10 protein-coding genes are annotated in these 11,983 nt (G+C 70.0%); 1 reads left to right on the top strand and 9 read right to left on the bottom strand.

Annotated features, from left to right (window positions below; translation table 11 throughout):
• Positions 1-4: 4 nt before the first annotated feature.
• The gene (locus OHA10_RS34330) at positions 5-880 is read right to left on the bottom strand and encodes a DMT family transporter (RefSeq protein ID WP_371402936.1); all 876 of its coding nucleotides are present in this window, start codon (positions 878-880) and stop codon (positions 5-7) included.
• A 72-nt stretch (positions 881-952) separates the two neighbouring features.
• Between OHA10_RS34330 and OHA10_RS34325 the strand changes: the two genes are divergently transcribed.
• Positions 953-1,828 (top strand): LysR family transcriptional regulator, encoded by an 876-nt coding sequence (locus OHA10_RS34325; protein ID WP_371402935.1) that lies wholly within the window; start codon positions 953-955, stop codon positions 1,826-1,828.
• 7 nt (positions 1,829-1,835) lie between these two features.
• Here the strand turns inward: OHA10_RS34325 and OHA10_RS34320 are convergent, their stop codons facing one another.
• Genes OHA10_RS34320 through OHA10_RS34285 form a run of 8 tightly spaced genes read right to left on the bottom strand, consistent with a single transcriptional unit; the run spans position 1,836 to position 11,919 of the window.
• Positions 1,836-2,273: a LuxR C-terminal-related transcriptional regulator gene (locus OHA10_RS34320; RefSeq protein WP_371402934.1), complete on the bottom strand. Its 438-nt coding sequence runs from the start codon at positions 2,271-2,273 to the stop codon at positions 1,836-1,838.
• Positions 2,270-3,667: a M20/M25/M40 family metallo-hydrolase gene (locus OHA10_RS34315; protein WP_371402933.1), complete on the bottom strand. Its 1,398-nt coding sequence runs from the start codon at positions 3,665-3,667 to the stop codon at positions 2,270-2,272. The genes OHA10_RS34320 and OHA10_RS34315 overlap by 4 nt, the downstream gene beginning before the upstream one ends.
• Positions 3,668-3,684: 17 nt before the next feature.
• Positions 3,685-4,914 carry a hypothetical protein gene (locus OHA10_RS34310; RefSeq protein WP_371402932.1) on the bottom strand — a complete coding sequence of 410 codons (1,230 nt, stop codon included), beginning with the start codon at positions 4,912-4,914 and terminating at the stop codon, positions 3,685-3,687.
• A gap of 1 nt (position 4,915) precedes the next feature.
• Positions 4,916-7,357, bottom strand: a complete 2,442-nt coding sequence (locus OHA10_RS34305) for a hypothetical protein (RefSeq protein WP_371402931.1) — start codon at positions 7,355-7,357, stop codon at positions 4,916-4,918.
• Entirely contained in the window at positions 7,354-7,830 is a 477-nt protein-coding gene (locus OHA10_RS34300) for a hypothetical protein (RefSeq protein WP_371402930.1), read from the bottom strand. Before OHA10_RS34300 ends, OHA10_RS34305 begins: the two co-directional genes overlap by 4 nt.
• 5 nt (positions 7,831-7,835) lie before the next feature.
• Positions 7,836-9,773: an N-acetylmuramoyl-L-alanine amidase gene (locus OHA10_RS34295; RefSeq protein WP_371402929.1), complete on the bottom strand. Its 1,938-nt coding sequence runs from the start codon at positions 9,771-9,773 to the stop codon at positions 7,836-7,838.
• Between the two features lie 19 nt (positions 9,774-9,792).
• Positions 9,793-10,587, bottom strand: coding sequence for a hypothetical protein (locus OHA10_RS34290; RefSeq protein WP_371402928.1), 795 nt, complete (start codon positions 10,585-10,587; stop codon positions 9,793-9,795).
• 30 nt (positions 10,588-10,617) lie between these two features.
• On the bottom strand, positions 10,618-11,919 hold the full coding sequence (locus tag OHA10_RS34285; RefSeq protein ID WP_371402927.1) for a hypothetical protein: 1,302 nt from the start codon (positions 11,917-11,919) through the stop codon (positions 10,618-10,620).
• Positions 11,920-11,983: the final 64 nt, after the last annotated feature.

The raw sequence follows: 11,983 nt of genomic DNA, 5'->3' as shown, positions 1-11,983 counted from the left end.
CTCGTCAGGCGACGGAGACTCGGTCCACATCGGCGCTGAGCCGGTCGGCTTGTTCGACCGACCGCTCGGCGCCGACGCCTGCGGCCACCACCGAGGCGATGCCGACCACCTGCAGGAGCCCCGGCGCCTGGCCGAGGAAGATCCAGCCGACGAGTAGTGCGAGCGCGGGCTCGAGGCTCATCAGGGTGCCGAACACGCCGGCGTCGAGCCTGCGGAGAGCCAGGTACTCGAGGCTGAACGGGATCACCGGGAGCAGCAGCGCCAGCCCGAAGCCGATCACGACCAACTGCCACGTCATCACCGGGATCGTGCTCGGCCCGGCGACCGCGGTGGCGACGACGGCGGCCACCGGGAGCGAGACGCCCATGCCCTGAAGACCGGTCACGCTCCCGCCGACCCGCTGCGTGAGGACGATGTACGCCGCCCAGCAGGCGGCCGCTCCCAGTGCGAACAGCACGCCCAGCCCGTCGACCGAGCCGTGCCACGGTTGCGTCAGCAGCATCACGCCGACGAACGCCAGCCCCGGCCAGATCAGTCGGCCGCGGCTGCGTAGTACCGCGACCGAGAGCGGACCGAGGAACTCGAGCGCGCTCGCCGTACCGAGCGGGAGCCGGGCCGCGGCGGCCATGAACAGGAGCGTCACACCGGCGGTGGCGATGCCGAGACCGACCGCGGCCAGGAACGACTTGCGGTCGAACGAGCTGCGGCGCGGGCGGAACAGGACGAGCACGATCAGGCCGGCGCAGGCGAGCCGCAGCCAGGCCGCGCCTTCCGGACCGACCCGGTCGAAGAGCCCGACGGAGGCGGCCAGCCCGAGCTGGACCATCGTCATCGACAGGACCGCGAACGCGATGCCGGTCTGCCTGTCCCGTGTACGCATGCCTCCCAGTGAAGCTCGCGATTTTGTTCGCGTCCACGTGCTAATCCTGGATGAATCGTTCATGATTCATGAATGGACGTACGGCGTCTCGAACTGCTGCTCGCGCTGTCCCGGCAGGGCTCGATGCAGGCGGTCTCCGCGGCCCTCGGCGTGACCACGTCGACCGTCTCGCAGCAGATCGCCGCGCTGGCGAAAGAGGTCGGTACGCCGTTGATCGAGCCCGACGGTCGTCGTGTCCGGCTCACCCCGGCGGGCCGGCGGCTGGCCGGGCACGCCGTCGAGATCCTCGCGGCGCACGAGGCGGCCCGCGCCGACCTCGATCCGTCGGCCGAGCCCGCCGGGACGGTCCGCGTGGCCGCCTTTCACACCGTGATCCGGGACAGCCTGCTGCCCGTCGTCCATCGGCTCGCCGCGGAGCACCCCGCCGTACGGCTGGAGATCCAGGAGCAGGAGCCACCCGAGGCGCTCGCGCTGCTGGAACGCGACCAGGTCGACCTCGTGCTGAGCTACGACTACAACCTCGCACCCGCCGCGGTCGACCCGGCCCTCGAATCCACTCCACTCTGGGAGTCCACCTGGGGCCTCGCCGTACCGTCCCAGTCCCGCCGCACCACCGGCACGGCAGCCGAAGTACTGGCCGCCTTCGCCGACAGCGACTGGATCGTGAACTCCCGCCACAACGCCGACGAACTGGTGGTCCGCACCCTGGCCGCCCTCGCCGGCTTCGAACCCCGCATCACCCAACGCGCCGACACCCTCCAACTCGTGCAGGAAATGATCACCGCCGGCCTCGGCGTAGCCCTCATGCCCGCCGCCTATCCCAGAACCACCGGCATCTCCCTCCGCCGCCTCCGCACTCCCGAACCCCGGATGCGCGCCCACACCCTGACCCGCCGCGGCCGCACCAACTGGCCCGCCCTGTCCCTGGTCCTCAGCCTGCTGCGGTGACCCCGGATCAGGCGCCGAAGAATTGGGCGACCATTTCGGCTCGGCTGGAGACGTCGAGTTTGGCGAAGATTCGGCGCATGTGGGTGGAGACCGTCCAGGGGCTGATGTCGAGGGAGCTGGCGATGGCGCGGTTGGTGGCGCCGTCGGCGACGAGGCGGGCGATCTGGAGTTCGCGGGGGCTGAGGGTGTGGCGGGGGACCTGGGCCGAGACGACCAGGACACAGCGCACGTTGTCGTGCTCGAGCATCACCGATACCGCGCCGTCGCTGGTCGTCGTCTCGACGACGGTCAGTTCGACGTGGTCGATCATCGCTCGTAGCGCGGCCACGATGCACTGCTGTAGCGCCGCGTCCGCCGTCTCCTCCGAGTTGGTGCGGCGTGGGGGAGGCGAGTGCGCCGAGGTCGCGGACCCCCGGATCGACGCAGGCGTAGCGGTAGCAGTCATCGTCCCTCCCCCTCGAGCTGCACCGGCAATTGGCCGCAACGAAACTGCCGGATCCCTCCATGGTGATCCTTTCGCCGCAATACCGGTACCGGCTCGGCTCCAATAGGCCGGGTCAATGCCGACAGCAGCGCCGCGGACAGTTGTACTCCGGCCGCCCATCCGGCGATGTCCATCGCCTCGTCAGGCCCGTGCGCGTTCCCCGCCGGCGGCCCGAATCCCAGCAACAGCGGGCGAATCCGCAACGCCCGGGACAGGATGCCGACGGCCGGGATCGTGCCACCGGACCGTACGTCGACCGGCGGCCGGCCGACGATCGCGATACACGCTTGGTGCACTGCCTGCCGGACAAAATCGTCCGGTGCTGTCTCGATGGCCGGCACGCCGCCGGTGAATCGGAGTTCGACGTGTGGTGCGAAGGTCGACAGCAGCCGACGAGCCCGCAGTACGACGTCCGCCGGGTCCGACCGCGGCGGCAGCCGGACGTCGAGCGTCGCGACCGCGCGCGATGGCAGCGACGCGCCACCGGTGCCGGCGACGAGTTGCGTGACTCCGACCGATCCGCGCAACGTGATCCGCTTGTCGAGACCGCGACCGATCGTGGCACGACCCGGTGCGGCTCGCTTGATCGAGTTGTCGGTCCTCAACGTCGCGCTGGACCGGACGGCGACGGCATCCGCGAAGAGTTCCGCCTGCAGGATGCGGAGCGCCTCGGCGAGCACGAGGCTCGGGTCGACGACGGCGCCGCCGAGACGCCCGGCGTGTACCGCCGTACCGCCGGTGTCGACGGTGAGCGATGCGGCAAGGCGGCCGCGTTGGCCGATCGTCACGGTCGGCGTGCCGTCGTCGTACCGTTCGGTGTCGGAGACGATCACCGCCGTCGGGCGGAGGCCGCGGAGTTCGCCCAGGACCTGCGCGAAGCCGGGGCTGCCGACCTCCTCGGCCCCCTCCGCGATCACGACGACCTCGGCGGGCAGTACGCCGGGCCACGCGTCCAGCGCGCACAGATGCGCGAACAGCTGTCCCTTGTCGTCGTTCGCGCCGCGGGCGTAGATGACGCCGTCACGAATGACCGGGCGGAACGGATGCGAAGACCAGCCAGGCCCGGCCGGCTGGACGTCATAGTGCCCGTAGATCACCACCTGCCGCGCACCGGGCGCGGCCGGCCAGCGTGCGACGACGACATCGCGCCCGTTGCGCGTCGGCCGCAGGTCCACCGTCGCGCCGCGAGCCCGCTGCCAGGACGCGAGCCAGCGGGCGGCCCGGCGTACGTCGTCGGTGTGACGAGGGTCCGCGCTGACCGAGGGGATGGCAAGCCAGTCCAGCAGCTCGGTCAGGCGGCGCGCTTGCCGCTGCTTGGCAGCGGCAAGCACAGCGCCGAGGGCAGGCGGGATCATCGTTCAGCATCGTTCAGTCACGGGCGGGTCCGGACGGGTACGCCGCCTTGGCCGCCGCGATAGGTACCGGTGCCGCCGCGTCGCGGGTACATCGGCCCGCGGGCGCTCGGCGGCATCTGCGCCGGCGTACGTTCGCTGTACCGCGCGGCGATGCCGGACTGTCCCAGCTGCTCCCAGGGCATGACCCGGTCGGTCCCGGAGCGCCGGGCGAGGCTCATGGCCTGTGCGGATGTCAGCCATTCCTCGGACGGTTCGGCGATCTCCATCAGCAGCGCCTCGAACTGACCGCGCCCGGTCTCCATCACGTGGTTGCCGGACAGCCAGCGCAGTACGTCGCGGCCGTTGACCGCCATCCGTTGCCGCGGGCTGCTCTGCAGGCGGACGTCGAAGTACCTGATCAGCACCTCGTCGACCACGTCCCACGCGTTCGCGGCGCCGAACAGGTCCTTGACGTCCTCGGAGCCGAGGATCGCGAAGCATTCCTCGAGCAGCTGCATGACTTCGACCCGCAGTACGTTGAGGTGACCGTACGAGGTGAATTTCAGGTTGTTGCGCAGGTCGAGCCCGGCCCGGCGGACGACCGCGATCGATCCGAAGCTCGGGTCCAGCGCCCGCTCCCGGATCACGTCGCTGATCCGCTTGTCGCGCCAGAACAGCGTGACCTGGTTGATGAAGTGCGAGAACAGCATGTGGAAGTCGGTGTTCGGCCGGCTCTGCCCGGCGCCGAGTCCGCGGCCGTAGCCGAGCACCCGTCGGTACGCCGCGAGCCGGTCCTTCGCGGTGTAGCGCAGTACGTCGCGACGGTCGAACTGGTAGAGCCGATAGGCGCCCTCGCCGCCGGACAGCCGGATCGCGCCGCCCTCGAACAGCTGCTTCAAACGCTGCACGACCTTGAAGACGCCGATCTTCTCGTGCTGGTAGATGTAGTACAGATCGCCGACCGCGACGACTCGCTCGGAGTTGACGTTCTCGTCGTACTCCGCGACGCCCTGCGGAATCTTGACGTCGCCGAAGTCCTGCGCCGCATCCGGCCCGACCCCGACCAACTCCGCCAGCCCCCGGTCCGGCGGCCGCGGCCCCGCCGCATCCGCCTCCCGAGCCGCCGTGACCAGATCGTCGAGCTGCTTGTTGATCTCCTCCGCCAACGCCGGATTCGAAACCAAACTCCCCGACAACCGCTCCGCCACCTGACTCCGCAGCGCCTGCATCCGATCCAGCAAGTCCTGATAATCCCGCTCGGAAAGCATGTCAGCTCCTCCTCCCGCGCGAACCTGCGGTCTTCTTGGCCACTGTCTTCGCCACTGTCTTCGCCGCCGTCTTCCTGGCCGCTGTCTTCTTCGCGGTTCTCTTCGCCGGAGACGTCGCCTTCAGCTGGTTGGCGACGGCGAGGAACGGCGCCGGTTCCTGCGGGACCGCCTCGACCTCGGCCTCCTGGTCCGGTTCAGGTTCGCGGGGCTTGGCCAGCTCCTTCGCCCGTTCCAGCTCCTTACGCGCCCGCAGCGCCGCCTGGAGGGCGACCTCCGCGCGGATCTCCAGGTCCTCGATCCGTCGCTCGACCTTTGCCTCGGCGCGCTCGGCACGTTCCTCGACGACCTCGTCCTCGGTACGCCGGGCGTTCGCGACGTCGACCGCCGTCAACAGGTCCTGCAGCTCGTCGCTCCGGAGCGTCTTCACGAACCGCGAGTCCGCGAGTTCCCTCAGCTCCGGCCAGTCGTCGGCAAGCTTGCGTGCCCGCTCCTGGACGTCCTTGTCGGCGAGGATCGCGCGGAAGCGGGCCAGTGCCGAGTGGGCCACCTGGAATCCGTGGCAGCCGCAACCGCAGTCTTCGCAGTCGTCGTCGCAGTCGTCCAGGCAGTCGTCGTCGGCAGGCTCGGGTTCGAGCGGGTCGACCGGGGACTGCGGGACGAACCGCTGGTTCGGCGGAATCTCACTCCAGGCATCCGGTGCGCCGTCCGGATCCACGTCGTACGCCGGCCGCAGCCGCGGCCACGTGGTGACACTCGGGCCCTGCACGAGTCGGCCGAGTTCGCCGTCCACGATCGCCAACGGCACCTCGCTGGCAGCCAGCAGAATGCCTCGGCCGCCGGCGTCGGTGAGCAGCTGCTGCAGCGAATCCGGCAACGCGCCGCGCTGGAAGATTCCGCTGAGGTGGTCGTCGTCGCCGCTGGCGCTGCCTTGCAGCGGGAGAACGAGCGTCGACAGATCGAACGGCTGCTCGCCACCGGTAACGAACGCCGGGACGTACGTCGGACGCAGGTGCAGACCCCTGACCTCGACGCGGACGAAGTCCTGTCCGAGCGCCTGGGTGTCGTCCTCGAAGGGCATGACCGCGAGATCGAGCAGTACGACCCCGGAGAAGCGGCCGATGCGGATCGCCTTCGCGGTCAACCGTTCGATCAGGCCGCACAGCGTCGACACCGCGATCTTGACGCGCCCGGAGTACATGCCGGGCGGTAGCGGCGTACAGCATCCGAGTGGGATGCACGTGACCTTGCCGCGGGAGCCGCAGTGGCAACCGCCGGCGCATCCCGAGCTGCCGCAGGGAATGAGCCGTCGGACGAGCTTGTCGCGAAGGGTGACGAGCAGGTCGATCGCAGTCGGAGTGAAGGTCGAGACCAGGCCGTCGCGGCCGGTGTCGCGGATGATGTTCGGCCCGTCCTCGGTGACGAACACGCGCAGCCATTGGGTCAGATCGTCGAGCGTCAGCCCGGTGCCACGGTCCAGGATCACGGTCTGCCGCTCGGCGCCCGACACGAGCACCGAGTCGAGTACCGCCTCGAACTCGTCGACCTGTTCGGAGGCTGCTGCGAGCAACCTGCTGATCTGCACGAGGTCCGTGCCCAGGAACCCGCTGCCGGCGCCGAGCGTGAAGTCCGTACGGCGCAACGCCCACGAGCGCTGCAGATCGGTGACCAGCTCGACCAGGGTCCAGAAGCTCGTCCGCTGCTTCTCTTCGTCGACTGTGTTGACGTGATCGTCGTCGAGCCCGAACCGGTCGCGCAGCGCGCCGAGCTGACCGGGCACGCTGTCCGGATCGATCTCGGCGACCGCGGCGGGCACCGTCGTCGGCCCACTGCCCACCGAGGTCCGGGGACGGATCGCGGCCACGAACCTGGAGAACCCGGACGCAGGCGGCGAGCCTACGGAGCCGCCGGTCGTGGTCGGGTTGAAGCCGGTCAGTACGCCGAAGGCGGAGTCGACGAGGGGGACTCGGGGGCCGCCTTCGCGGCCGAACTCGGTGACTATGCGGCGGACGGAGTCCCGGACCAGGGTTCGGTAGGCCTCGCAGTCCTGGGGGTCGGCGTCGGTGCGGAGGGGCTGGAGGCTGTCGAGCATCCGGGTGATTTGTTCGTGGGCGGCTTTGGCTCGCAGATAGAGCGACGCCTGGCCGCCGGTGACGCCGCCGAGGTCGGCCTGGACCGCGACGCCGCGGGGGACGTACTTGGTGACGACGTGGTCCTCGAAGGTGGAGAGTTCGAAGGAGGCGGTGAGGGCGGCGGTGAAGGCCTTCGGGTCCTGGACGCGGGGGCGCCAGCCCAGGACGTCGCGGATGGCAGCGCTCACCACCGGGCTCTGGTCGCCGGTGCCGGAGCCGGTCGTCGGGCGGGCGACCGAGTCCGTGGTCATCAGCGGGAAAGCCTGGTCGACCTCGACGACCGGGAGTCCTGGCTGCAACTTGTCATTGGTCACGACGACCTCCTGGAGGTATTCGTCCCGGTCCCCGTCAGGGACGATCCGGTGACGAGCTCATGCCACGCGTCGCCGATCGCGAGACCGGCGGCGACGAGCGGTTCTTCACAGCGTTCGAGGCTCTGCTCGACACCCGACCACCACGACGGCCAGGGACCACCCCGGCGTCGTGTGGAGCCGCGCAGTCGTGAGACCGCCTCGTGGGCGCGCAGATCGCGCCAGTAGATGAGACTTGCTTCCCGCACCAACCGGTCGACCTCGGCCAGCTCGACGGCCGCCGGCTGCTTCTGAGCGGCGATCGCCTCGGCCAGCCGGCCCTGGATCTCGACGGTCAGCTGGGCGACGTGCTCGGCCGCGGCCAGGTCGCTCTCGTCGGGCTGGTCGTCGTTCGCGTTCAGGACCAGTTCGGCGACCGCGAGCCAGAGTGCGCGGAGCGCCTGGTGCAACGCAGTACGGCGGTCCTCGAGCGTCATCGCGATCACCGCCTGGCCAGCTGCGCGTAGAAGTTACGCATCAACTGGTCCGGCTCGGCGCGATGATGATCGAGCGCGGAACGTACGGCGCCGATCAGGAACCGCTCCGGAACGACACCGGGATCGACACCCTTGGCGAGCCGTACGCCGGCCTCGTCGATCATCGCCTGGTGCCGCGGCTCGAAGAAGATCACCTCACGCAGCGACTTCCCGCCGAGTCCCTGGAACGGCGTGTAGCAGACGGCCTCGACGACGGCCGGGATCGCGGTCCGGGCGGTGGCCAGCAGCTTCGGCGGCATCGTCGACTCGCGCGGGACCGAGTACAGCTGCGACCACGCGCGCCGGAACTCGGCGGCCCGTTCCGGGAACCCCATCCGGCGCAACAGTTCGCAGGACAGGAACGTCCGCAGGTACGGCGTCGGATGCACCGACCGCGGCGTATAACCGAAGCTCTGCGCCGGCCCGCGCCCGATCACGTCCATCAACGACGACACGAACGCCTCGCCACCTAGCAGGCCGCCGACCATGTCGCCGAAGATCTCCCGGTTCCACCTGACCCAAATGTTGCTCACGGCAACAGGTACGCCGGCCTCACGCAACCGTCGCCCGATCGACGACGGAATCGCCTGCTCGAGCTGCAGCTCGTTCTGCAGGTTGTGCGACACCTCGTGCAGGATCGCGCCGATGGTCCACGGGTTGACCAGGCGGTGATAAGGCAACTGCACCAGGGGAAACGGGTTCAGCTGCCGCCCGAGCCGGCGCAGCGGGATGCCGCGCCGGAACGTGGCCGGTGAGAATCCGGTCCGCATGTAGCAGAACGGGGGCGGGGCCGGGATGCTGCGTTCGTTGCCCAGGTGCATGAATACGTGCTGATAGCAATCAAGGGTGATCCGGTCGCAGGCGTCGAGCCATTCGCCGAACGCGCTCTGGCGTTGCCCGAACAGCTCGAAGTAGAAGTCCCAGACGCGTTCGGTGGCGCGGACCAGATCGTGTGCCTGCGACTTCAGGTCGAGGGCGAGGCCGACGCGGTGCGGCGACGGGTTGGTCTGCGCGGCGTCGGTGGCGCGATCCAGCCGCTCGACGATCGTGTTCAGCGGTCCGCGCAGCGTTGCCAGCAGGGCGTTGACGGCCTGCACGTGTCCTTCGCTCGGACGGGCGGGTTGGGCGCCGAACTCGTCGCGGCGGAAGTCGCGGAGTGCGACCAGGTGCCGGCGGACGTTGAGCGCCTGGCCGGACAGGTACGCCGGAAGCACGTCGCGGCTCGGTCGCGTCGAAGCGATGGGAGTCGCGGCCACCTCGCCTTCGAACCACGGGAGTGAAGGCAGCCACGACCACCAGGAGGAGGTAGCAGGAGGAGTTGGAGCAGGAGTAGGAGCAGGAGTAGGTGTGGAGGGCGTAGGTGGTGGGGGAGTGATACCGCTGAGCGAGCTGATGCGGGTGCGGAACGCGTCCATATCGAAGTTCGGGTCGATCTTCCGCTTGGGCGGATCCGCGACCTCCTTGTGCCCGAGCACCGCGTTCACACTCAGCCCGAAGTGATCGATCAGCACCCGGCACAACTGCGCGTACGCCGCCATCTGCACCTCGGGCCAGGTCGCGTCCGTACCGGTCGCCTCGGCCTCGATGCCGATCGAGTGGCTGTTGCCCCACGACGGATCCCGCACGGTGCCGGCGTGGTTACAGCGTCCGGCCGCGATCACGTACACTTTGCCGGACCGCGACAACCCGAAGTGCGACAACGGACCACTGAGGTCCGGACGCCCGTTGATCAGGGTGTCCAGCGACGGCATGTCGGCGGTCTTGTTCAGCGTCGCGGTGTGATGACACACGACCGCGCGGACGTCGCTCATCTCGTCCCGGCCGCGGGTCTGCCAGCCGGGTACCTCGATGACCTCGAGGCTGGTCTTACGGGCGACGCCCGCGAGGTCCGTCAGGTACGGCATCGTCCCTCCCCACCACAGGTCAGCGCCTGGCCCGGCGGCGCCGGGTGGGCTGCGGCCGGCGCGTCCGCCGGACGCCGGAAGTCGCCTGGGCACGGCCGCGGCGGCGGTACCGGCGGTCGAACGTGCCGACGGCACGCATCGCGCGGTTGCGTTCGGGCGCCTGCCGGAACATCCGCCCGGCGATCCGCGTCATCGTCGAGATCGCGGTCTCCGGGGACACGTTGCGTCCGGCCGCAGCCTGGTCGGCGAGGCTCTGCGCGGTTCGCTGCAGGATCACCGGCATCGCCATCACGTACTTGCGGGTGGCCGGGTTCCGCCGCAGCCGCCGGCCGAGGGCCGACGTACCGCGGATCAGGGCCGGCGCGTTGCGGGCCAGGACGCCGGCGGCGCGCGGGATCAGCTTGGACGCGATCGGGACGAGTGCCCCGAGGAACGCTTCCGCCTCGGCCTCGCTGGAGGTCTGGGCGGCTTTCGCCGACAGGTGCGCCATCAGCTCGGCGTCCGGGTAGATCCGCCGGATCGGGTTCACGAAGTCCTCGTCCTCGTACTCCTCCTCGGCTTCGTCCTCGGTCTCCGCTTCGGCCTCGAACTCGAACTCGGCTTCGTACTCGCCGTCGCCACCGCCGCTCAGCAGCCCGCCGAGGGCCTTGCCGATCCCGCCGATCGCGCCGAGGAAGTCCTCGTCCTCGTCCTCGGCTTCGAACTCGAGCTCGCCCTCGTCCTCAGCCTCGACCTCAACTTCTTCCTCGAACTCGTCCTCGAGTTCGAACTCGCCCTGGATCTCGGGATAGCTACGGTTCAACGCGGATGCCATGGTCCTTGCCCCTCCAAGTCGGGTGTGCGATCAGCGGCGCGGCCGGCGCCCGGCGGTACTGGTCGGCCGTCCGGCGGGTACGGCGCCACGCGGCACGCGGACGTCGCTGACGACCCGGACCACGCGGGCCGGCCGTCCGCCCTTCGGCGGGATGCGCACCGGTGTGGTGATCCGCACCATGCCGGGACGCGGCCGCGGTACGCGTCCGGATCCGCCGACTGCCCGGCTGCGGACCGGCTGACGACGTACGGTCAGGCCACGGCCCCGCCCGCTGCTGCGGTAGCTCGGACGCCCACGACGGGATCCGGTACGGCGCCAGGCGCTGCTGCCACGACGACCGTGGTAGCGCCGACGGCTGCGGCTGAGCCCACGGGCGTGCCGCCGCATGACTGCCTGCCGGACACGACCGGGCATCAAGGCCTTGGTGGTCGCGGCGCCCATCACCTGGCCGAGCTCGACCGGACCGACCGGCTCACCGGCGGCGATCCGCCGGGCGATCGTCCGGGCGGCGCCATCGGCGATACCAGGAACCAGGCGTACGGCGGGCCGCGTACTGCGGTTGCCGTGCAGCATCCGCGTGATCGTGGCCGCGCCGCGCAACAGATGCGGCAGCAGGCGCTCGAGCTCACGCCGGTCCTGCGGGTTGATCGCGGAGTACGCCGCCGCGCCGCCGAGGGCTTCTGCCTCGGACTCGGACTCGGTGGCCGCGGCCTGTGCGGCGAGGTACTCGGCGAAGGCCTGTGACGGTGCGAGCGGGGCTGCGGCCATCTCTTCGAACTCGGCCTCGAACTCCTCCTCGTACTCACCTTCGAGCTGCGAGGTCACGGCGCGGGCTACGGCACCGGCTGCCGGGCCGCCGATGGCGGTCGCGACCAGCGGACCGGCCGTCTTCGCCAGGGTCTTGAGGAACGGCGCGGCCTTCCGGAACACGCCCTTCAGCCGTTTGAAGAACTCCTCGGCCTCTTCCTCCGACTCGAGCTCGTCCTCGGCCTCGTCCTCGTACTCACCATCACCGCCACCGCCCCCGCCACCGCCGAGCAGTCCGCCGGCGATCTTGGCGATCGGGCCGAGCAGGCCGAGGAAGGCCTCGTCCTCGGACTCCTCCTCGCCTTCCTCTTCCCACTCGTACTCCTCTTCGCCGAGCAGGCCGCCGATGGCGTTCACGACGCCGCCGAGGCCGGGGAAGAAGTCCTCGTCCTCGTACTCCTCCTCGAGCTCGGACTCGCCCTCGAGCTCGTCCTCCCACTCGGCTTCGTCCTCGGACTCGTACTCGTCCTCCCACTCGGATTCGTACTCGTACTCGTCCTCGAGGTCCGTGGTCTGACGCGCCATGGTGGCCCTCCTCGCTCGGCCGGGACAGCTTGCGCTTCCATGGCAGCCCGAAACCGGCCGGCGG

The sequence above is a fragment of the Kribbella sp. NBC_00662 genome (assembly GCF_041430295.1).
Classification (GTDB): Bacteria; Actinomycetota; Actinomycetes; order Propionibacteriales; family Kribbellaceae; genus Kribbella.
The sequence above is the reverse complement of the archived record's forward strand: the minus strand, read 5'-3'. Positions and strand labels throughout refer to the sequence as shown.

What these genes read in the sequence shown, in the direction of transcription:
- OHA10_RS34330 (WP_371402936.1), bottom strand. Translation starts at nt 880, where the DNA reads ATGCGTACACGGGACAGGCAGACCGGCATCGCGTTCGCGGTCCTGTCG.
- OHA10_RS34325 (WP_371402935.1), top strand. Translation starts at nt 953, where the DNA reads ATGGACGTACGGCGTCTCGAACTGCTGCTCGCGCTGTCCCGGCAGGGC.
- OHA10_RS34320 (WP_371402934.1), bottom strand. Translation starts at nt 2,273, where the DNA reads ATGACTGCTACCGCTACGCCTGCGTCGATCCGGGGGTCCGCGACCTCG.
- OHA10_RS34315 (WP_371402933.1), bottom strand. Translation starts at nt 3,667, where the DNA reads ATGATCCCGCCTGCCCTCGGCGCTGTGCTTGCCGCTGCCAAGCAGCGG.
- OHA10_RS34310 (WP_371402932.1), bottom strand. Translation starts at nt 4,914, where the DNA reads ATGCTTTCCGAGCGGGATTATCAGGACTTGCTGGATCGGATGCAGGCG.
- OHA10_RS34300 (WP_371402930.1), bottom strand. Translation starts at nt 7,830, where the DNA reads ATGACGCTCGAGGACCGCCGTACTGCGTTGCACCAGGCGCTCCGCGCA.
- OHA10_RS34295 (WP_371402929.1), bottom strand. Translation starts at nt 9,773, where the DNA reads ATGCCGTACCTGACGGACCTCGCGGGCGTCGCCCGTAAGACCAGCCTC.
- OHA10_RS34290 (WP_371402928.1), bottom strand. Translation starts at nt 10,587, where the DNA reads ATGGCATCCGCGTTGAACCGTAGCTATCCCGAGATCCAGGGCGAGTTC.
- OHA10_RS34285 (WP_371402927.1), bottom strand. Translation starts at nt 11,919, where the DNA reads ATGGCGCGTCAGACCACGGACCTCGAGGACGAGTACGAGTACGAATCC.